Annotated in this window: 21 protein-coding genes, 1 tRNA gene and 1 pseudogene; 5 read left to right on the top strand and 18 right to left on the bottom strand. The window is 67.5% G+C overall.

All coding sequences use genetic code 11. From position 1 onward, the window contains the following. Positions 1-23: 23 nt before the first annotated feature. The 5 genes from A5744_RS15415 to A5744_RS15395 all read right to left on the bottom strand — a co-directional run bounded on the left by A5744_RS15415 (position 24) and on the right by A5744_RS15395 (position 3,542). On the bottom strand, positions 24-800 hold the full coding sequence (locus A5744_RS15415) for an inositol monophosphatase family protein (RefSeq protein ID WP_076062447.1): 777 nt from the start codon (positions 798-800) through the stop codon (positions 24-26). Positions 801-876: 76 nt separating this feature from the next. Beyond that, on the bottom strand, positions 877-1,716 hold the full coding sequence (locus A5744_RS15410) for an SCO1664 family protein (RefSeq protein ID WP_076062400.1): 840 nt from the start codon (positions 1,714-1,716) through the stop codon (positions 877-879). Continuing rightward, positions 1,700-2,287 carry a DUF3090 domain-containing protein gene (locus A5744_RS15405; protein WP_076062398.1) on the bottom strand — a complete coding sequence of 196 codons (588 nt, stop codon included), beginning with the start codon at positions 2,285-2,287 and terminating at the stop codon, positions 1,700-1,702. Before A5744_RS15405 ends, A5744_RS15410 begins: the two co-directional genes overlap by 17 nt. 63 nt (positions 2,288-2,350) lie before the next feature. Then, on the bottom strand, positions 2,351-3,181 hold the full coding sequence (locus tag A5744_RS15400; RefSeq protein WP_076062397.1) for a histidine phosphatase family protein: 831 nt from the start codon (positions 3,179-3,181) through the stop codon (positions 2,351-2,353). A gap of 58 nt (positions 3,182-3,239) precedes the next feature. After that, positions 3,240-3,542, bottom strand: a complete 303-nt coding sequence (locus A5744_RS15395) for a hypothetical protein (protein WP_076062396.1) — start codon at positions 3,540-3,542, stop codon at positions 3,240-3,242. Between the two features lie 122 nt (positions 3,543-3,664). Between A5744_RS15395 and A5744_RS15390 the strand changes: the two genes are divergently transcribed. The 3 genes from A5744_RS15390 to A5744_RS15380 are packed head-to-tail and all read left to right on the top strand — an operon-like array spanning position 3,665 to position 6,098. Next, a complete protein-coding gene (locus A5744_RS15390) occupies positions 3,665-4,741 on the top strand; it encodes a hypothetical protein (RefSeq protein WP_076062394.1) in 1,077 nt (358 codons plus the stop codon). A 53-nt stretch (positions 4,742-4,794) separates the two neighbouring features. Continuing rightward, positions 4,795-5,016, top strand: coding sequence for a DUF5703 family protein (locus tag A5744_RS15385; protein WP_076062445.1), 222 nt, complete (start codon positions 4,795-4,797; stop codon positions 5,014-5,016). Then, complete coding sequence (locus A5744_RS15380) at positions 5,016-6,098, top strand: quinone-dependent dihydroorotate dehydrogenase (protein WP_076062392.1); 1,083 nt, start codon at positions 5,016-5,018, stop codon at positions 6,096-6,098. The genes A5744_RS15385 and A5744_RS15380 overlap by 1 nt, the downstream gene beginning before the upstream one ends. 3 nt (positions 6,099-6,101) lie before the next feature. On the opposite strand, the gene A5744_RS15375 is transcribed toward A5744_RS15380, so the two are convergent. The 4 genes from A5744_RS15375 to A5744_RS15360 are packed head-to-tail and all read right to left on the bottom strand — an operon-like array spanning position 6,102 to position 10,134. Then, positions 6,102-7,493, bottom strand: a complete 1,392-nt coding sequence (locus tag A5744_RS15375; protein WP_076062390.1) for an HNH endonuclease signature motif containing protein — start codon at positions 7,491-7,493, stop codon at positions 6,102-6,104. 31 nt (positions 7,494-7,524) lie between these two features. Continuing rightward, on the bottom strand, positions 7,525-8,106 hold the full coding sequence (locus tag A5744_RS15370) for an alpha/beta hydrolase (RefSeq protein ID WP_240563054.1): 582 nt from the start codon (positions 8,104-8,106) through the stop codon (positions 7,525-7,527). 54 nt (positions 8,107-8,160) lie between these two features. Beyond that, positions 8,161-8,691, bottom strand: coding sequence for a YbhB/YbcL family Raf kinase inhibitor-like protein (locus A5744_RS15365; RefSeq protein WP_076062387.1), 531 nt, complete (start codon positions 8,689-8,691; stop codon positions 8,161-8,163). A gap of 54 nt (positions 8,692-8,745) precedes the next feature. Next, entirely contained in the window at positions 8,746-10,134 is a 1,389-nt protein-coding gene (locus A5744_RS15360) for a M20/M25/M40 family metallo-hydrolase (RefSeq protein ID WP_076062385.1), read from the bottom strand. Between the two features lie 106 nt (positions 10,135-10,240). Here A5744_RS15360 and A5744_RS15355 point away from each other — a divergent pair. Then, a tRNA-Leu gene (locus A5744_RS15355) sits at positions 10,241-10,326 on the top strand. A 460-nt stretch (positions 10,327-10,786) separates the two neighbouring features. Further along, positions 10,787-11,476: pseudogene (locus A5744_RS15345) on the top strand (phosphoribosyltransferase); the annotation flags it as partial. Positions 11,477-11,479: 3 nt separating this feature from the next. Here A5744_RS15345 and A5744_RS15340 read toward each other — a convergent pair. From A5744_RS15340 to murC, 9 genes are all read right to left on the bottom strand, one after another. After that, positions 11,480-11,773, bottom strand: coding sequence for a hypothetical protein (locus A5744_RS15340; RefSeq protein WP_076062380.1), 294 nt, complete (start codon positions 11,771-11,773; stop codon positions 11,480-11,482). A gap of 84 nt (positions 11,774-11,857) precedes the next feature. Next, a complete protein-coding gene (locus A5744_RS15335; protein WP_076062378.1) occupies positions 11,858-12,667 on the bottom strand; it encodes a DivIVA domain-containing protein in 810 nt (269 codons plus the stop codon). 274 nt (positions 12,668-12,941) lie between these two features. After that, on the bottom strand, positions 12,942-13,232 hold the full coding sequence (locus A5744_RS15330) for a YggT family protein (RefSeq protein WP_067007636.1): 291 nt from the start codon (positions 13,230-13,232) through the stop codon (positions 12,942-12,944). 154 nt (positions 13,233-13,386) lie between these two features. Next, on the bottom strand, positions 13,387-14,040 hold the full coding sequence (locus A5744_RS15325) for a cell division protein SepF (protein ID WP_076062376.1): 654 nt from the start codon (positions 14,038-14,040) through the stop codon (positions 13,387-13,389). Positions 14,041-14,107: 67 nt separating this feature from the next. Beyond that, positions 14,108-14,899, bottom strand: a complete 792-nt coding sequence (locus A5744_RS15320; protein WP_076062444.1) for a YggS family pyridoxal phosphate enzyme — start codon at positions 14,897-14,899, stop codon at positions 14,108-14,110. 17 nt (positions 14,900-14,916) lie between these two features. After that, a complete protein-coding gene (gene pgeF / locus A5744_RS15315) occupies positions 14,917-15,636 on the bottom strand; it encodes a peptidoglycan editing factor PgeF (protein ID WP_205866315.1) in 720 nt (239 codons plus the stop codon). 91 nt (positions 15,637-15,727) lie between these two features. Further along, positions 15,728-16,885, bottom strand: a complete 1,158-nt coding sequence (gene ftsZ, locus A5744_RS15310) for a cell division protein FtsZ (protein ID WP_076062373.1) — start codon at positions 16,883-16,885, stop codon at positions 15,728-15,730. A gap of 238 nt (positions 16,886-17,123) precedes the next feature. After that, complete coding sequence (locus A5744_RS15305) at positions 17,124-18,086, bottom strand: cell division protein FtsQ/DivIB (protein ID WP_083662631.1); 963 nt, start codon at positions 18,084-18,086, stop codon at positions 17,124-17,126. Next, a complete protein-coding gene (gene murC / locus A5744_RS15300; RefSeq protein ID WP_205866316.1) occupies positions 18,083-19,528 on the bottom strand; it encodes a UDP-N-acetylmuramate--L-alanine ligase in 1,446 nt (481 codons plus the stop codon). Before murC ends, A5744_RS15305 begins: the two co-directional genes overlap by 4 nt. Positions 19,529-19,540 lie beyond the last annotated feature (12 nt).

Below are 19,540 nucleotides of genomic sequence, written 5' to 3'. Positions count from 1 at the left end.
GTCGACTCTAAACGCGCGCGGAATCAGGGAAATTCCTGGCGGATGGCACCGAGCAGGATCGGCGCCACCTCGGCACGGCACATGACAAAGTCGGGCAGGTACGGGTCGAGCTGGTTGTAGCGCAGCGGCGAGCCGTCGAGCCGCGACGCGTGCATGCCCGCTGCCATCAGTACCCCGGCCGGGGCCGCCGAGTCCCATTCCCATTGGCCCCCCGCATGCACGTAGGCGTCGACGTCGCCGTCGATGACGGCCATCGCCTTCGCGCCCGCCGAGCCGATCGCCACCGGCTGAATGTGCAGCGTCTGGCGCATACGGTAGAGAACCGCGGGTGGGCGGGTGGCGCTGACGGCTATCCGGAAGGTGTGCGGAATGCCGGTGCGCGCGGCGCCGTCGGTCACGGTGTCGCTGCGGTACACCGTGTTGCCGCGCGCCGGCAAAGCCACTGCCGCGTCGGTGATTTCGCGGTGCTCGTCGGCGGGGACCCCATCACGCTGCCACAGCGCGATGTGTACCGCCCAGTCGTCGCGCCCCGGCGTGGAGAACTCACGGGTGCCGTCCAACGGGTCGATGATCCACACCCGGTCGTGATTCACCCGCGAGAGGTCGTCGTAGGCTTCCTCGCTGAGCACGGCATCGCCGGGTCGCTCCGCGCGCAGTCGCCGCAGGATCAACTCGTTGGCCAGGCTGTCCCCCGCGTCGCCCAGTGCCCAGGGAGAATCGAAACCGATCTCCTCGCGCACCTTCAGCAGCAGCTCCCCCGCGTCCGCGGCCAGGTCGGCGGCCAGCGCGGCGTCCGTCATCTCATCCGGCGCCGGGGTCACCGGTTCAGTATTGCCGACCGGATTGCCGACCGGTACGCCCCGAAAGAGCCGCGCCCTAGAACGCCGGCCAGGGAATGGGGCGATGACGGTTCGGTTCCGGCATCACCGGGTTGTCCAGCAGCGCGTGGGCGCGCCTGCGCAGAGCCGCGATTTCGGCCCGGGTGATGTGGCCGGCCAGCTCGTCGCCGAACGAGTCGCCGAGGGCGTCCGCGAGCGCGGCGACCGCGTCCAGCGTTTTGTCGTCGATCGGCTTGCCCGCCCAGCCCCACAACACCGTGCGCAGCTTGTTCTCGACGTGCAGGCACACCCCGTGGTCGACACCGAAGATGTGGCCCTCGATGTCGCGCAGGACGTGGCCGCCCTTGCGGTCGGCGTTGTTGATCAACACATCGAAGACCGCCATCCGCCACAACCGGATGTCGTCGGCGTGCATCAGGACGACCTCGTCGCCGGCGTAGTCGTAGGCCCGCAGGATGGGCAGGTAACCCCGCTGCGGTTTGCCGGCGGGAAACAGGTCGACCAGGTCGGGCCCGGCATCGGATTCGGAATCGGAATCGGAATCAAGAGTGTCGCCCGGCTGCTCCACCCACAGCTGCAACATGCCGGGGCCCGCCGGCCCGTGACGAATCACGGTGTAGGGCACGATGTTCCAGCCCAGCTGTGTCGACACCAAATATGCGCCGAGTTCGCGGCCGGCCAGCGTCCCGTCGGGAAAATCCCATAGCGGCGCCTCGCCGGCGACCGGCTTGTAGACGCAATGCACACTGCGCTCACCGAGCGTCGACTCGCACAGAAAGGTGGCGTTGCTGGCCGAACGGATGCGTCCGAGGACCGTCAGCTCGCCGTCCCGCAGCACCTCACGTTGGGCCACCGCGTCGTCATTGCTCGGGTTCATCGTCGGGCCCGAGCAGCGCGCTGCGCTTATAGCCGTTGGTGCGCGCGCAGATGTGCCCCTCCGGGTCCAACGGTTCGTCGCACAGCGGGCAGGGCGGGCGCCCCGCCGAGATCACCCGATTGGAGCGGGTCGCGAACTGCCGGGCCGACTCCGGCGTCAGGAACACCCGGACCGCGTCGGGCCCCTCTTCGGTGTCGTCGAGCACCACCGAGGCGTCGAATTCGGCGTCGGTGACGGCGAGCAGTTCGACCACCACGGTCTGTGCCTCCGAATCCCAGCCCAAACCCATGGTCCCGACCCGAAACTCCGCGTCGACGGGGGTGATCAGCGGGTTGAGGTCGTCGACCTCGGCGGGCTCCGGTGGAACCGGCGTGCCGAACCGGCGATTCACTTCGAGCAGCAGCGCACCGATGCGCTCGGCGAGCACCGCGACCTGTTGCTTCTCCAACACCACCGACACCACCCGCGAATCGCCGACCGCTTGGATGTAGAAGGTGCGATTTCCGGGCTGGCCAACGGTGCCGGCCACGAAGCGGTCGGGGGTGCGGAAGACATGAATTGCGCGGGACATGGCACTTCCAAAATACCGGCAGTTGCCCTGGCCGTGCGATCCGATTCGGTTGTCCCGGCCGAACTAGTCGGTGGAGCCTCCGACCACCGCATCGCTCGGCGGCAGTTCGCTGACGGGCTCGACGGGCTCGTCGTTCTGGGGCTGCTCGTCTTTCGGGGGCTCTTCGTTCTGAGGCTCTTCGTTCTGGGGCTCGTCTTTTTGGGCCTGGTCTTTTTGGGACTCGTCCTTCGGCTGTTGGTCCTTCTGGGGCCCGGCGCGCAACGCCGCCGACAACCGCGCCCCAGTGTGGTTGACGTGCAACACGAACGGACGCAGCGGTGTGTAACTGACCACGCTCACCGACCCGGGGTCGGCGGTGACCCGCTGGAATCCGTCCAGATGAATCCCGTAGGCGTCAGCGATCACCGACTTGATGACGTCGCCATGGGTACACGCCACCCATAACGCATCGCCGCCATGTTCTCCCCCATATTCCAAGGCGATCCGCTTGTCGTGTTCGCGGACGGCGGCCACGGCGCGCGCCTGTACCTGCGCCAAACCCTCACCGCCGGGGAATACCGCCGCGCTGGGGTGGGCCTGAACCACGCGCCACAACGCCTCTTTCGCCAACTCGCCGATTTTGCGGCCCGTCCATTCGCCGTAGTCGACTTCGGCGATCCGCTCGTCTATGACCGGCTCGAGACACAGCGATTCGGCGAGCGGTTCGATGGTGCGTCGGCAACGCAGCAGCGGGGACGTCACGACCGCGCGGATCGGCAGGTCGCCGAGCCGGTCGATCAGCCCCGCGGCTTGCTCGCGGCCCTTGTCGTCGAGGTCGACGCCCTCGGAGCGGCCCGCCAGGATCCCGGCGGTGTTCGAGGTGGACCGGCCGTGGCGCAACAGGATGACGGTCATGTCACGACGACCGTACCCGCTGCGGGTGACTGCGACGGGATATGACTAGCTGACGTGCCTAGCGCGGGACGGGCACCGCGTGCGCGACCGAGTCGCGGACCGCCGCGGTCAGGCTGCGCACGTCGGTGACATCGATGTCGAACAGGCTGCGAACCGCCCTCGCGACTACGTCCTCGGCCTGCGGAACCGGCCCCGAAAGCCGCGGCCGGTAAACTTCGACGACGAGCGAACGATGCTCAATGTGGAAGGAAAAACTGCGTCCATCACCGACTTGTCCATACCCGCTGGCAAAAATGCCTGTCGAAATGTCTTCGATAGCAAACTCTTTGTCTGCGGTATGCCGGTCAACGATGACGGTCATATCGCGACCATACCTCTCCAGAACGACCGCGTGTGGGCAACATGGTCAGATTGGATGCCAGATTGGATGCGAAACCGTTCCTTAAAATGTGAACTCCATGCTCCCCACTCGAAGGTCGATTGTTGCTGTCAGGGCATAGCTGCTTAAAGAGCTGCCGCTTTGTCGGTCTGTTGCTTTTGCTGGCGCTGGTCGTCGGTTGTTCGTCGAACCCGCTCACGTCACCGAAGCCGCCCACGATCGAGCCGGCACGGGCCGCCGAATCGCCGCCGGTGTCGGCGCCTCCAGCCGGTGCGGTCAGACCGCTACCCGGTGACGCTCAGGCCGCGGTTTTCGACGGCGACACTCACCAGCTGGCCGTCCTGGTCCCCGGCGCGGATCCGGCGGCGCCCGCGAGTGTCGCGGTGTTCGGTGGCGCGCAGGCCGCGGCGCGTGCGACCGCGCTGCAGGGCCCGGCGGCCGCCCTGACCGGCGACGGCCACGGCACCGCCTACCTGGCAACACGCGGGGGCTATTTCGCGGTCGATCTAGCCGCCGGGCACACGACGCAGGTCGGTGTCAGCGGTGCCGAGCGGGTCGATTTCACCGCGATCGCGCGCCGCGCCGACGGCAAGCTGGTGTTGGGCAGCGCCGACGGTGCCGTCTACATACTCGCCTCCACACCTGCCGCGCCTCACAGCGATGGCACCGCTAGCACCGCGAAGGTCGAAAGCCGGAACAAGATCTTTGCCCGCGTCGATTCCCTTGTGACACAAGGAAATACGGCGGTGGTTCTGGATCGTGGACAAACCTCGGTGACCACTATCGGCGCCGACGGTCGCGCCGAGCTTGCGCTGCGGGCCGGCCAGGGCGCGACGACGCTTGCCGCGGATCCGCTGGGCCGAGTCCTGGTCGCCGACACTCGCGGCGGCGAACTCCTGGTCTACGGTGTGGACCCGCTGATCCTGCGTCAGGCCTATCCGGTGCGCCAGGCCCCCTACGGCCTGGCCGGCTCGCACGCGTTGGCCTGGGTGTCCCAGACCGCGTCGAACACAGTCATTGGTTACGATCTGTCAACCGGAATTCCCGTCGAAAGGGTGCGATACCCAACCGTGCAGCAACCCAACTCGCTGGCCTTTGACGATGCGTCGGACACCTTGTACGTGGTGTCAGGGTCGGGAGCGGGCATCCAGATCATCGAGCGCGCGGCAGGCACGCCGTGACGAGTCGGGCCGCGCCGCGGTGGAGTCGGCTGCCGGCGGGCTGGGTCGCCGAGATGTCCGACGAGTACGAGTGGATACCGTTGCGACTGCCGCCCGAAGTGACCCGACTCAGCGCGTCCATTCGGCTGTCCATCGAGGCCGAGTACCGCGGCTGGGAACTCACCCGGGTGCGGTTATACACCGACGGCAGTAGGCGGGTTTTGTTGCGCCGTAAGAAATCTCGCCTCGACGGTGCGGGCTCCCCGGGTCGGCGGCCCGACCAGCCTGAGCTGTGATGTATCGCATTCTTCGCCGGCTGTTTTTCATGGTGCCGCCGGAGCGCATCCACACGCTGGTTTTCGCCGTGCTCCGCGCCGGCACGGCCCTCGCCTTGACACGACGATTGCTGCACCGGCTGCTGGGCCCGCGGGACCCGGTGCTGGCGAGCACGGTGTTCGGGCTGCGCTTTCCCGGACCGCTGGGCCTGGCCGCCGGTTTCGACAAGGACGGCATGGGGCTGCTGACGTGGGGGGCGATGGGTTTTGGCTACGCCGAAGTGGGGACGGTGACCGCCCACCCGCAGCCGGGCAACCCGGCCCCGCGCCTGTTCCGGTTGCCGGCCGACCGAGCCCTGCTGAACCGGATGGGGTTCAACAACCGCGGCGCCGGGCAGCTGGCGATCCGGCTGGCCCATCAGCGGCCCGAGGTGCCGATCGGGGTGAACATCGGCAAGACCAAGGACACCCCGGCCACCGACGCCGTCGACGACTATCGGGCAAGCGCGCGACTGGTTGGCCCGCTTGCGTCGTATCTGGTGGTCAATGTCAGCTCGCCGAACACTCCGGGGCTGCGCGATTTGCAGGCGGTCGAGTCGCTGCGGCCCATCCTGTCGGGCGTACTCGCCGAGACGTCGGCCCCGGTGCTGGTGAAGATCGCGCCCGATGTCTCGGATTCCGGCATCGACGACATCGCCGATCTGGCAGTCGAATTGGGCTTGGCCGGCATCGTGGCCACCAATACGACGGTGTCGCGTGACGGCCTGGCCACGCCGGGCGTCGACGAGCTGGGCAGCGGCGGCATTTCTGGGCCGCCGGTCGCGGCCCGCGCCGCCGAGGTGCTGCGCAGGCTCTACGCGCGCGTCGGCGACCGCATGGTGCTGATCAGCGTTGGGGGCATCGAGACGGCGGACGACGCCTGGGAGCGGATCACCGCGGGGGCGTCGTTGCTGCAGGGGTACACCGGGTTCATCTACGGCGGGGGCTTGTGGCCCAAGCACATTCACGACGGCATCGCCCGGCGGCTGCGCGACGGCGGGTTCGCCTCGCTGGCCGACGCGGTCGGCTCGGCGGCGAGAAAGCCGGAGCGGCCGCCGGGCTAGATCTCAGGCTGCCCCGTCCTCGTCATCTTCGTCCTCTGCCGCGCCGCCTTCCTCGTAGAGCGCCTTCTCGGGATGGTGGAAGGTGTTGCTGCGGGGTTGGCCGTAGTCGAGGTGGGGCGGCGGGATCCAGTCGGTGTCACCATTTTTGCGTTTTCGAGTGGTCCAGCCGCCCGGCTGGACGAGTTTGTGATCGGGGCCGCAGGCCAGGGTGAGCCCATTGATGTCGGTGCGGTGGGTGGTCGCCCAGTCTTCGACGTGATGCACCTCGCACAGGTAGCCGGGCACATCGCAGCCGGGACGCGTGCAACCACGATCCTTGGCGTACAGCACAATTCGCTGAGCGGGCGACGCCAGCCGTTTGGTGTGATACAGGGCCAGGGCTTCGCCCTTGTCGAAGATCGCAAGGTATTGATGCGCATGACGGGCCAGGCGGATGACGTCGGTCATGGGCAGCAGGGTGCCGCCGCCGGTGAGCCCCCGACCGGATGCCGACTCGAGGTCTTTCAGCGTGGTGGTCACGATGATGGATGCCGGTAACCCGTTGTGCTGGCCGAGTTTTCCCGATGCCAGCAGCGCGCGCAGCGCGGCATTGAGAGCGTCGTGGTTGCGTTGCGTGGTGCTGCGAATGTCGCGCCGTGCCACTTCCTCGGCGGGTGGCCCGTCGACCGTCGGGGTGTCGTCGTCGGGGTTGGCCATGCCGGGGGCGGCGAGTTTCGCCAGCACCGCCTCGAGGGTGGCACGGGCCTCAGGCGTCAACCAGCCGCTGAGCCGCGACATCCCGTCGATGTCTTGTGTGCTGAGGTTCAGCCCACGGCGTCGCGCGCGATCCTCGTCGCTGAAGTTCCCGTCCGGATTGAGGTAGGCGGCGAGTTGCCTCGCGAGATTGGCAAGGTGGTCGGGCCGAAACTGGACAGCTAGACCGGCCAGCTGCGCTTCGGCGCACGCGCGAGTATCGAGGTCTACCGAGCTTGGCAACTGGTTGAAGAATCGCCGGATCACGTCGACATGGCCGGCGCCGATCTTGCCTTCGCGCTGGGCCACGGCCGTTGCGGTCAATATTGAAGGCAGTGGTTCGCCGGTGATCGCACGGCGCGCACCCAGGTCGGCGGCCTCAGCCACCCGCCGGCGGGCATCGCCGCGGGTGATGCGCAGTCGGCCGGCCAATGCCGCGGCCAGTGTGCCGCCCAGCTCCTCAAGCGGTGCCTGCTCGGCGAGCTGATTGATGAGTTCATGGCCCGGCACCCGAAGCCTCCGCGTCTCGCGCTCAAGTTGCTCGAGCAAGGTCAACCGCTCCGGCGTGGTGAGCGCGTCGTACCGGTGAGCGACAATCCGCGACATCACCTCGCGCAAGGCGGCGTAGTCCGCCTCGATCTCCTCGCGACTACTCGAATGCATGTTCGAATACTATCGCTGCCCACCGACAGGATCACCGCCGCAGGTAGTCGGCGACGAAATCGACGGTTCGGCGATGCCACTCGGCCCACCTCCGCACCATGTAGTGGCCGGCGCCCTCGACGCCCACCCACTGAGCGGCCAGCCCGCGCTCACCGGCCCGCAACGTCTGCATGCGCGATGCACCCGGGTCGGTCCAGGTATCTGCGGTGCCATGCAGCACCAGCAGTCGAGTGGCCGGCGGAATCAGCTCACCATCGCCGCCGACCCACCACGGCGCGAGCGCCACCACCGCGCCCACGTCGGAACCGCCCGCCAGGTGCGCCGCTACCCGGCCGCCCATCGAATGCCCCACCAACACAATGCTTTTCGGCTCAAACCGGTTGCGCACCGCGTCGAGCACATGCTTGGCGTCGCGCAGCGCGTCCAGGCGGGGCCCATTCCACCCGCGATACCGATACTGGACGCGCCGCACCTCGACGTCGGGCCCGAGCCGGCGCCGCAACGCCTTGGCCACCAACATCATCCGGACGTTGGCCAGTTGCCACCACCGGGAGGCCTCTTCGCTTCGCGCCTTGCCGCCCGGCAGGACCAATACGCACCCGCGCGGTTCCACAATCTTTATTCGGAGCCGATGTCGACGCGGACACGATTCCCGGCTGCAAAATCCTTAGGTCTGTTCGTACGTCCCGTAGATGTAGGCCCGCGCGATGGCGTGCTGGAACAGATTGAAACCGAGGAACGCGGGGCTGGCGTCCTCGGGCAGGTCGAGCTTGTCGACGTCGACGGCATGCACCGCAACGTAGTAGCGATGCACGCCATGACCGGGGGGCGGCGCCGCACCGACGTAGCGGCGCATCCCCGCATCGTTGACCAATTGCAGAGCGCCGCCGGGCAACTCGCCGCCATTACCGGCATCGTCGGGCAATTCGGTGACGTCGGCGGGCAGGTTGGCTACGGCCCAGTGCCAGAACCCGGACAGCGTCGGAGCGTCGGGGTCGTAGACGGTGACCGCGAAGCTACGCGTCTCGTCGGGGAATCCCGACCAGCTCAACTGCGGGCTGACGTCTTCTCCCCCGGCGCCCAGGATCCCGCTGATCTGCGGCGTGGCGAGCGGCTGGCCGTTGGTAATCGAGTTCGAACTCAGGCTGAAAAACGGCAGCTTGGGTAGCGCGTCGTACGGGTCGGTCGGCAAGCTCATGGGCGATCCTCTCTCTCTTAACGATTTGACCTAGCAGTGGGTCTAACAGTGGGTCTAACAATGTGTCAGGAAGTGGGCCAGCACGTCGGTGCCGAACCGTAATGCGTCGATGGGTACCCGTTCGTCGACGCCGTGGAACAACGAAGAGAAGTCCAAATCCGGAGGCAATCGCAGCGGGCTGAAGCCGAAGCAACGAATACCCAAGCGCGCGAAGGATTTTGCGTCGGTACCCCCGGATAGCATGTAGGGAACCGTCCGGCCGTCCGGGTCGATCGCGAGCACGGCTGCGTTCATCGCGTCGACCAGGTCCCCGTCGAAGCTGGTCTGATACGCCGGCAAATCCCTGATCCATTCGCGAGTCACGTCGGGGCCGATCAACTCGTCGATTTCGGCCTCGAACGCCGCCTGCCGACCGGGCAGCACGCGGCAGTCGACCACCGCTTCCGCGGTGGCCGGGACGACGTTGGCCTTGTATCCGGCCTTGAGCATCGTCGGGTTTGCGGTGTCGCGCAGCACCGCATTCAGCATGCGGGCCATCGGCCCCAACTTTTCGATTGTCCCCTCCAGATCGGCCGAATCGGTGTCGAATGTCAGACCGGTCTCCTCGCTGATGGCGGCCAGGAACTCGACGACGGTGTCGGTGAGTACCAGCGGAAACTGGTGGCGGCCCACCCGCGCGACGGCCTCGGCGAGGACGGTGACCGCGTTCTGATCGTTCACCATCGAACCGTGCCCCGCCTTGCCGCGGGCGGTCAGCCGCATCCATTGGATGCCCTTCTCGGCGGTCTCGATCAGGTACAGGCGGCGGTCGCCGCCGTCGGGACGCGGCACCGTGAGGGAAAACCCACCCACTTCACCGATGGCCTCGGTGATCCCGTCGAACAGATCGGGCCGATTGTCGACCAGCCAGCGCGCCCCGTACTGGCCGCCGTGCTCCTCGTCGGCGACGAACGCGAACACGAGGTCGCGCGGCGGCACGATGCCATCACGCTTCAGCTTGCGAGCGACCACGATCATCATGCCGACCATGTCCTTCATGTCGACCGCGCCGCGGCCCCAGACATAGCCGTCCTCGACCGCTCCGGAGAACGGATGGACACTCCACTCGGCCGGTTCGGCCGGGACCACGTCGAGATGCCCGTGGATGAGCAGCGCGCCGCGCGATCGGTCCGCGCCCTCGAGACGGGCGAACACATTGCCCCGTCCGGGCGCGCCGGATTCGAGGTATTCGGGCCGATATCCGGCATCCTCGAGCTGCTCGGCGACCCAGCGCGCGCACTCCGCTTCACCCTGTGTGGTCTCGGGATCACCGGTGTTGGTGGTGTCGAAGCGGATCAACCTGCTCACAACTTCGACCACGTCATCCCTGGCCTTATCGTCGGCCTTATCGGGGGTGGCGTGGGGCACGTCGGTCTCACCGGTCACAACCACCTTTCCTACCATTGCCCCGACCATCGCCGGGGCCGACGGGCGGCGGCGCGGAGCCACCAGCTGGGTTGGGTCCGCCCGGGCCCATCCGATAGCCTTAGCTGCCAACTCTCGTTGGTCGGTCCGAGTGGCGGAATGGCAGACGCGCTAGCTTGAGGTGCTAGTGCCCTACTAATGGGCGTGGGGGTTCAAGTCCCCCCTCGGACACACGAGCGAGGCGAGCGAAATGGACGCTCGCGTTCATTTCCGAGCCGATGGAGTGTGTTGAGCGGCGAAGCCGCGATCACACCGTATTTATGGGCCGGAGTGCCGCTTTGGCGGTGGATAGACAACTCGGGCGATAGTCGCCGACAGCCACCCGATCACCCATCCCGCGAAAACCAGAACAAACTTGTGCCTGGTGCCGCTGTCCGCCGCGGACCCGACCCCGGCCAGGATGACGGCCCACACAATCGCGCAACCGACGCTGTAGGCCGTATAGGTGTGGAAACGCCGCCTCATCTCGCAGGTCCTCTCGATCTTGTTCGCGCACAACGCTATCCAGTTCGAGATAACGATCCAATCCTGACCGCGGTTGCCGCAAGGGCGTGGCGTCCAGCAACCGCTTCTTCAGGCTTGCGGGCAAACCTTGCGGGCCGACGTAGTCTGGATGGAGGCCAATAGCGGGAAGTGCAAACCAATGAACCCACCTAGTGGCTTTCTGCGGCGGACGGCGATGCGGACTTTCCGCGACCGCGGCGAAGCCGGTCGCGCGCTCGCCGGGGAGCTGACGTCCTATCGCGACGAAGGCAACCTGCTGGTCCTTGGGCTGGCGCGGGGCGGCGTTCCAGTCGCCTGGGAAATCGCTGCGGCCCTGCGCGCTGAGCTAGACGTGTTCCTGGTTCGAAAGCTCGGGGTGCCGCGCTGGTCCGAGCTCGCGATGGGCGCGTTGGCCAGCGGCGGCGGCGTGGTGATGAACGACAACGTGATTTCCAGCCTGCACATCACCGACGAGCAGGTGCGCGAGGTGATCGACAGCGAGACGGCCGAGCTCGAGCGCCGCGAACGCGCATACCGGGGCGGGCGCCCGCTCTCCGATCCGGCGGGCAAGATCGTGATCTTGGTCGACGACGGCATCGCCACCGGCGCCAGCATGATGGCGGCGGTACGCGCGATTCGTGCGGCCAGACCGCGATCGATCGTCGTCGCGGTCCCGGTCGGGCCGGAGTCAGTCTGCCAGGAGCTCGCGCGCGAAGCCGACGACGTCGTGTGTGCGACTATGCCGCCCGCGTTCGAGGCCGTCGGACAGGTCTACGAGGATTTTCATCAGGTCAGTGACGACGAGGTGCGCGAGCTGCTCGCCAAGCCGACAAGCTGAGTTCTACTTGGCCTCGTCGCTACCGGCGTCCTTGGCCGCCTCATCGGGCACTTCCTCCGGATAGTCAACTGGGTAGTCGACGCCGGCTTCCTCGCCGTCCCCGGACCCTTCTTCGGCGACCGCTTGTTCGCCCGAGTCACGCCGCTGGCGCTCCCGCAGGGCGTCGACGATCAGCAGCACGACGCCGATGACGCTGGCGGCAATGCACACCCACGCCACCAGCTCGTTGCTGGTCACGACCGCGAACACCAGCGCGACGAGCCCGATTAGGGCCAATACGAGCGCAATGATCAGCATCGGTCATCCTCCAGCAACGGGCGGGACTGTCAGGCCTAGTGCGGGTCCAGTCTGCCAACCCGGCAGTCCGGCACGGATGGCGGGCTAGTTGTTACCCCGATTGAATTGGTCGAACCCGCCGGCGTCCGCGCTCGAGTCGACGGGCGCCGCCGAGCCGCGCTGGCCGAGTTCCTCGAGCTGAGATTCCAGGTAGGTCTTGAGTCGGGTGCGGTACTCGCGTTCGAAAGTACGCAGCTGCTCGAGCCGGCCTTCCAGCACCGTGCGCTGCTGGTTGATGGTTCCCATAATCTCGGAATGCTTGCGTTCCGCGTCGGCCTGCAGCGCGTCGGCCTTCTCCTGGGCCTGGCGCAACTGCGTCTCGGAGCGGGTTTGGGCGTCGGCCAGCATCGCGTCGGCACGCTGCCGGGCCTCGGCGACAGTGCTGTCGGCGGTGCTGCGGGCCTCGCTGAGGATTTGGTCGGCGTTGGCGCGGGCATCGGCGAGCATCTTGTCCGACTCGGCCTTGGCGGTGCTGGTGAGCCGGTCGGCGGTGTCCTGAGCGAGGCTCAACACCCGAGCGGCCTTCATGGCCTGTTCCTCGGTGCTTCCCGCGAACGCCGCCGGTTCGGGTGCCGCCACGGGCGCCGGCTTGACGGGCTCGGGTTCGGGTTCGCGGACAGGAATCGCCTGAGTGGGCTGGGCCGCAACGGAGGGGCCGGCGCCGCCCCCGGCGGCCAGCTCCCGGTCGAGCTCCTCGATCCGTTGGCGCAGATCGGAATTCTCTTCTATGAGCCGCGTCAGCTCGTTCTCCACCAAGTCGAGGAAGGCGTCGACCTCGTCCTCGTTGTAACCGCGCTTGCCGATTGGTGGCTTACTGAACGCCACATTGTGGACGTCGGCTGGTGTAAGCGGCATTGTTCGTTCCCCTTAAGTTCCTGTCAAACGTTCTGGAAAGTGTAGAACGGAGTGGTAGCCGTTGTGCAACTGCCGCCCATCCTGTCACACCAGACTCGGCGGTTGCCGATTAGGCCGATAAATAAGAACCAATTTCACAGACTAAGAGCAATAAAATCCCAATCCTTAAAATTTTAAAATTGCGCGCATCAAAGCGACGTCGAACCGTGGCCGAACCGTCGCCGGTTGCATGCGGGTAGGTGTGGCATGTAGGTAGGTGTTGCCTGCGGGTGGGTCATGCCGCGGCGCCGAACGCCAGTTGCATGCCGATGAACGCGACCAGCAGCAGGACCATGATGGACAGGTCGAAGCGCACGGCTCCGATGGTCAGTTGGGGGATCAGCCGACGTAGTAGCTTCACCGGTGGATCGGTGATCGACATGATGATCTCCAGGATCACCACGGTGATGCCGGTGGGACGCCAGTCACGGCTGAACGAGCGGATGAACTCGACGACGACCCGGGCGATGAGCAGCAGCCAGAAGATGAACAGCGCAAACCCAAGGATCTGAAAGAACAGCACCAACGAGAGCCCGACCTTACCGATGAGAAGACCGACGGTGTCTGACGACGTCAGTCGCCAGATGTCAGTCGCCGCACGCTAGCGCGGCAATGGCCAGCGTACCGACTGCGCGCACGGTCACACATCAAGTGTGGGCCGCATCGCAGCTCCGGCAGGGTTATTGGTAAGCGTAGAAGCCGGTTTCGGCGATCCGGCGACGCTCCTCCGGGGTGACGTCGACGTCGGCGGGCGACAGCAGGAACACCTTGGTCGCGACCTTGTCGAAGGAGCCGCGCAGCGCGAAGGCGAGGCCGGCCGCGAAGTCGACGAGCCGCTTGGCGTCGGCGTTGTCCATCGACACCAGGTCCATGATGACCGGGGTGCCGTCGCGGAAACGCTCGCCGATGGTGCGGGCCTCGCTGTAGTCCTTCGGCCGCAGCGTGGTGATCTTCGACAGCGGGTGACCCTCTTCGAACATCATCGCCATCCGGCGCGGGTCCATCGCCAGCGCTCCGCGGGTGGAGTTGCGCAACCACGACCCGAGGCGCGGCCTGCTCATCTCGGACCGGTCGAAGTCGCGGGGATGGACGGGGCTGTAGCGCGGCTCGTCGCCGTAGCCGCCGCGATAGCCACCGGGCGGCGGGTAGTCGGGCTCGCCGCGCAGGTCCCCGCGCGGATCGTCGTAGTCGCGCCCCTCGTAGCGGCCGTACCCATCGTCAAAGCGAGGGCGCGGGAAGCCGCGCGACGGAGCGTGGTCGTCGTAGTACTCGTCGTCGTAGTCGTCCATGGGGGCCATACCGAAGTAGGCCTTGACCTTATGCAGTGTGCTCATTGCGTTGACCCCTTCTAGCCCCTGGGATTATTGGTGTCCGTGATGAAGGTGTGACTACAGTGACTACTCACGGTGACGGTAACCGCCGCGGGCCCAATAGCGCGGTACCGACACGCACACACGTCGAACCATGTTTGACGGCAATTTCCAGATCGTCGGACATGCCGGCGGACAGGCCGACCGCGTTCGGGTGCGATTCGAGCACCCGGCGGTGCTCCGATTGCAGCCGCCCGAAGGCCTCGTCCGGGTCCCAGTCCAGCGGCGGGATGCCCATCAATCCGACCAGCTCCAGACATTTCGCCTGCTGAACCCGCCCGCAGACGTCGTCGACGGCCCCCGGCACCCGAACGTCGACGCCGCCGCGCGACGCGTCGCCGTCGAGGCTTACCTGCACGTAGACCCGCAGCGGGTTGTTGCGACTGCCCTCGGCCAAAGCCGCTGCGACGGCCCGGTCGAGCGCGGTCACCAGCTGCGCGCTGTCGACCGAGTGGGCGGTGTGGGCCCAGCGCGCCAGGGAACGAGCTTTCTTCCGCTGAATCCGCCCAACCATGTGCCAGTGCAGTTCCCGCCAATCCGCGTGCCCCGTATCCGTTCGGCCCGCAGCTTGTGACAATCGAGTGAGTTCGGCCACCTTTGCCGCGGCTTCCTGCTCCCGCGATTCGCCAACGCACCGACAACCCAATCGAGACAAAATCGCAACATCGGTTGCTGGAAAGAATTTGGTAATGGGGAGAAGTTCAATTTCGCCGACATTGCGACCCACCGCTTCCGCGGCCATCGCGAGTCGCGAACGCACCGCCGCCAACGCATGAGTCAATTCCGATTCGCGGTTTCCTTGGCTCGCCCCCGCCGCCCCCATGTCCACCGCCACGGCGGTCACTCCATCCAGACCAGTGATGCCAGCCGCCCGGTCGGTGCACCCCGGCGATGGCTGAACAGTGTCGGGTCGGCCACCGTGCAGCGCGGATCGATGTCGATCGACGTGACGCCCAAATCCTGGAGCTGGCAAGCGATTCCGGCGCGGAGATCGAGTCCGGGCGTCCCGGCCGCCGTCGTGGTGCGGCTGCCCGGCAGTGCCGCCTCGACCTCGTCGGCCATGGCCTCGGGCACCTCGTAGTGGCGGCCGCTGACCGCCGGGCCGAGCAGGACCGAAATGTCGCCCGCGTGCGCGCCCAGCCGCTGCATCGCCTCCACCGCGCGGGCAACCACGCCCCGCTGAGCCCCGACGCGGCCGGCATGCACCGCCGCGGCAACACCGGCGCGCGCGTCGGCCAGCAACACCGGCACGCAGTCGGCGGTCACCACCGCGAGCGCCAGCCGGGGCGTGGTGGTCACCAACGCGTCGGTGTCGTCGACGGCGGCATCCCGCGGCCCGTCGACCACCTCGACCCGATCGCCATGCACCTGGTTCATCCACACCACCCGGTCGGTGCCCCCCTTAATGCTCAGGCCGATGGCGGCGGCCAGCCGGGCGCGGTTAGCGGCGACCGCCTTCGGATCGTCGCCGACGTGGTCGCCGAGGTTGAAGGAGTCGAACGGCGCCACCGAGACGCCGCCCGCGCGGGTGGTGGTCACCCGCCGGATGCGAACGCTCACATGCCCAGTATCCGGACGCCGTTGCCGTTCAGGTGTCAGCGACGTCCCGCCGCGGCCGGTTTGTCGCGGACTGGCAAGCAAAATGAGACCCTCAGCGGCGCATAAACGGCGGCACGTCGACGTCGTCGTCGTCGCCGCCAATGCTCAGCGTCGAACCGTTGGTGTGCACCGGCACACTGACGGCGTCGACGGGCTCGAACAGCGTCGAGGTGAGCTTGCCGGCCTTGGCCGACTCGATGCGGTGCGCGCCGGTCTTCTCCCCCTTGTCGGCACTGCCGCCGAGCAGGGGCTTGCGACCGGGGCCGGATGCGTCGAAGCCCGCCGCGATGACGGTGACCCGCACCTCGTCGCCCAGCGAGTCGTCGATCACGGTGCCGAAGATGATGTTGGCGTCCTGGTGGGCGGCGTCCTGCACCAGCGATGCCGCCTCGTTGATCTCGAACAGTCCCAGGTCGCTGCCGCCGGCGATCGACATGAGCACGCCCTGCGCGCCCTCCATCGACGCCTCCAGCAGTGGCGAGTTGATGGCGATCTCGGCGGCCTTGAGCGACCGGCCCTCGCCGCGCGCCGACCCGATGCCCATCAGCGCCGTACCAGCGCCCGACATGATGCCCTTGACGTCGGCGAAGTCGACGTTGATCAGTCCTGGCGTGGTGATCAGGTCGGTGATGCCCTGCACGCCGTTGAGCAGCACCTCGTCGGCGCTGCGGAACGCGTCCATCAGCGACACCGCGGCATCGCCCATCTGCAGCAGCCGGTCGTTGGGGATGACGATCAGGGTGTCGCAGCTCTCCCGCAGTGAGTTGATGCCGGTTTCGGCCTGATTGCTGCGCCGCTTGCCCTCGAACGAGAACGGGCGAGTGACGACGCCGACGGTCAACGCCCCGAGTTTTCGGGCGATGCTTGCGACGACGGGCGCCCCGCCGGTGCCTGTGCCACCGCCCTCGCCGGCGGTGACGAACACCATGTCCGCCCCGCGCAGCAGTTCCTCGATCTCGTCCTTGGCGTCGTCGGCGGCCCTGCGGCCCACCTCGGGGTCCGCCCCGGCGCCCAATCCGCGGGTGGAGTCACGGCCGACGTCGAGCTTGACGTCGGCATCGCTCATCAACAACGCCTGCGCGTCGGTGTTGATCGCGATGAATTCCACGCCCTTGAGGCCCTGCTCGATCATCCGGTTGACGGCGTTGACGCCGCCGCCACCGATACCCACGACCTTGATTACGGCCAAGTAGTTGTGCGGGGGGGTCATCATTTCTCTTCCTCCCTGGTGGGACTCGGTGTCTCCGCCTGGCAAACTCTCAACCTCAACCATAGATTTAGAGTTATGTCAAGTAGTTCCGCGCAACCAGAACGGTATGGGCATGACGCGCGCGAATCTCGCAGGCGCGCCGACGCGCGGCGCGCAAATTTTTGTGACATCGAACGTGCGGCTGGCCGCACATTCGGCGTCGGGCGTGCGGCGGGCCGCACATTCGAGCGCGCGCTGGCTATTTCACGGTCGGCAGGTCGGGGCTGGACACGTCGTAGGTCTTCCCGGGCTGCGTCAACAACGCCACCAGCTTTTCGGCCTTCTCCTCGGTGCGGTCGGTGGTCCCCCAGATCACCACCCGCCCATCGCCCAGGGTCAGGGTGATCGACGCCACCGAGGGCGCCGCGACGCGAGCGACCTGACCCGCGACCTCAGGACGCAGCGCCAACAGAACCTGCAGCGCAGCCTTGGTCACCGGGTCGGTCGGTCCGGGATTGGCCACATCGAGATACGGCAACGCGGGTGGCGGCGGAGCCGTCGCGAAGTCAACACCGTCGCGATCGAACAGGTGCGGGCCGTCGGCAAAATCCTTCACTGCCACCGGGACCCGCTCGACGATGGTGATCCGCAGCGCCGACGGGTACTGGCGCTGCACCCGCGCGCTGGCCACCCGGCGAATCGTCGCCACCCGGTCGGCGACCTGGTTGGTGTTGATCTGCAAGAGCGGGGTCCCGGGCCGCACCCGCGCGGCGTCGAGGACCTCCTCGCGGGTCACCACCGAAAGCCCGGTGACCACGATGTCGCGGGCCGACATCGCGGGCGTGAAGTACAGAATCAGCCCGAGTCCCACACCGACGACGGCGATCACCACCGACGCCAACAACATTTTCAGGCCTCGAACAACGCCGCGCGCAACGGGTTTGGGCTGGTTGACGATGCGCCCACTGACGCGGCGCTTGGCCTCGCGGCGCGCTTCCTCGATCGCGCGGGCGCGCTCCTGCGCGGCTCGGCGCTCGGCGCGTTCGCGGCGGGCACGCCGCCGCGGCCCCTCGAATTCGGGTTCCTCCGCTTGGGTTTCACCGTTTTGCGCTTCCAGCGGTTCGGTGACCGCGTTGTCTGCACGGGTCCCAGCGTCCGAGTCCGCGCCGGCCGCCACGTCGGTCGGCGGGGCAGTCGGTGGGGCCTCGTCGGGTTCGCTCATTGCGGCACCCCGGGCTGACCGGGCGCGGCGCGGTTCGCCCGCACCCGCAGTGCAGTCACGATCTCCGGCCCCAGCATCGTCACGTCGCCGGCACCCATCGTCACGATGACGTCGCCGGGCCCGGCGGCCGCGGCCACCTCCTCGGCCGCCGCCGAGAAGTGCGGGAGGTAGCGCACCGGCACGCTGACGTGCTCGGCGACGCTGGCTCCGCTGACACCGGCGAGGGGTTGTTCGCGTGCCCCGTAAACGTCGAGCACGAACACCTCGTCGGCCGCGTCCAGCGCGCGCCCGAATTCAGCCGCGAAAGCCTTTGTCCGCGAATATAAATGGGGCTGGAACACCACCAGCGAGCGGCCCTCACCGCTCTGTTCGAGCACGGTGCGCACCGCCGCCAGCGTTGCGCTGATCTCCGTCGGATGGTGGGCGTAGTCGTCGAATACCCGCACCGTCCCCTTGCCGACGCTTGCGGACCCGACAAGTTCGAAGCGGCGCCGGACCCCTTCGAAGCCGGCGAGCCCGTCCAGCACGGCGTCCGCGGGGGCGCCGACCTCGACCGCCGCAAGCAGCGCGCCCAGCGCGTTGAGCGCCATGTGCCTCCCGGGCACCGAAAGCCGCATCACGCGCGGATGCGATTCGCCGGCCAACTGGATGTCCGCGACGGCCCCGGTGCCCTGCTGCTCCCACGACAGCAGCGCGCCGGCCAAGTCCTGTCCTTGCGAACCGGACCCGGACCCAGACCCGTAGCGCAGCACCCGGATGCCAAGCTCGGCGCTGCGTTGGGCCAGCGCCGCCGCGCCGGGGTCGTCGGTGCACACCACCAGCGCTCCGCCCGGGGCGAGCCGCTCCACGAAGGTGTCGAACACCCCGACGTAGGCGTCGGCGCTGCCATAGAAGTCCAGGTGGTCGGTCTCGATGTTGGTGACCACTGCGACGTTGGGCGTGTACTCGAGTAGCGAGCCGTCGCTTTCGTCGGCCTCGGCGACGAAGCAAGTGCCGCTGCCGTGGTGGGCGTTGGTCCCGGCCTCGCCGAGCTCGCCGCCGACCGCGAACGACGGGTCGAGCCCGCAATGCTGCAGGACCACGATCAGCATCGACGTCGTGGTGGTCTTGCCATGCGTGCCGGTGACCATCAGCGTGGTGCGCCCAGCCATCAGCTTGGCCAGCACCACCGGTCTCAGCACCACCGGAATGCCGCGGCGCCGGGCCTCGACGAGCTCCGGGTTGGTCTTCGGGATGGCGGCGTGGGTGGTGATGACCGCGGTGGCGCCACCGGGCAGCAGATCCAGCGACGACGCGTCGTGTCCGATGCGGATCAGCGCGCCGCGGGCCCGCAACGCGTGGATGCCGCGCGATTCCTTGGCGTCCGAGCCGGATACCTGGCCGCCCCGGTCCAGCAGGATGCGGGCGATGCCGGACATGCCGGCGCCCCCGATACCGACCATGTGCACCCGCTG

Origin of the sequence: Mycobacterium sp. IS-1264 (assembly GCF_001954195.1) — a bacterium.
In the GTDB taxonomy this organism is placed as follows: Bacteria; Actinomycetota; Actinomycetes; order Mycobacteriales; family Mycobacteriaceae; genus Mycobacterium.
This window is presented reverse-complemented; position numbering and strand designations above follow the sequence as displayed.

Coding starts and splice junctions, on each gene's coding strand:
- A5744_RS15405 (WP_076062398.1), bottom strand. CDS start 2,287: ATGTCCCGCGCAATTCATGTCTTCCGCACCCCCGACCGCTTCGTGGCC.
- A5744_RS15400 (WP_076062397.1), bottom strand. CDS start 3,181: ATGACCGTCATCCTGTTGCGCCACGGCCGGTCCACCTCGAACACCGCC.
- A5744_RS15365 (WP_076062387.1), bottom strand. CDS start 8,691: ATGAGCTTGCCGACCGACCCGTACGACGCGCTACCCAAGCTGCCGTTT.
- A5744_RS15410 (WP_076062400.1), bottom strand. CDS start 1,716: ATGAACCCGAGCAATGACGACGCGGTGGCCCAACGTGAGGTGCTGCGG.
- A5744_RS15360 (WP_076062385.1), bottom strand. CDS start 10,134: ATGGTAGGAAAGGTGGTTGTGACCGGTGAGACCGACGTGCCCCACGCC.
- A5744_RS15380 (WP_076062392.1), top strand. CDS start 5,016: ATGTATCGCATTCTTCGCCGGCTGTTTTTCATGGTGCCGCCGGAGCGC.
- A5744_RS15395 (WP_076062396.1), bottom strand. CDS start 3,542: ATGACCGTCATCGTTGACCGGCATACCGCAGACAAAGAGTTTGCTATC.
- A5744_RS15320 (WP_076062444.1), bottom strand. CDS start 14,899: ATGGGGGCGGCGGGGGCGAGCCAAGGAAACCGCGAATCGGAATTGACT.
- A5744_RS15385 (WP_076062445.1), top strand. CDS start 4,795: ATGTCCGACGAGTACGAGTGGATACCGTTGCGACTGCCGCCCGAAGTG.
- A5744_RS15305 (WP_083662631.1), bottom strand. CDS start 18,086: ATGAGCGAACCCGACGAGGCCCCACCGACTGCCCCGCCGACCGACGTG.
- A5744_RS15325 (WP_076062376.1), bottom strand. CDS start 14,040: ATGAGCACACTGCATAAGGTCAAGGCCTACTTCGGTATGGCCCCCATG.
- ftsZ (WP_076062373.1), bottom strand. CDS start 16,885: ATGACCCCCCCGCACAACTACTTGGCCGTAATCAAGGTCGTGGGTATC.
- A5744_RS15340 (WP_076062380.1), bottom strand. CDS start 11,773: ATGCTGATCATTGCGCTCGTATTGGCCCTAATCGGGCTCGTCGCGCTG.
- A5744_RS15375 (WP_076062390.1), bottom strand. CDS start 7,493: ATGCATTCGAGTAGTCGCGAGGAGATCGAGGCGGACTACGCCGCCTTG.
- A5744_RS15415 (WP_076062447.1), bottom strand. CDS start 800: ATGACGGACGCCGCGCTGGCCGCCGACCTGGCCGCGGACGCGGGGGAG.
- murC (WP_205866316.1), bottom strand. CDS start 19,528: ATGGTCGGTATCGGGGGCGCCGGCATGTCCGGCATCGCCCGCATCCTG.
- A5744_RS15335 (WP_076062378.1), bottom strand. CDS start 12,667: ATGCCGCTTACACCAGCCGACGTCCACAATGTGGCGTTCAGTAAGCCA.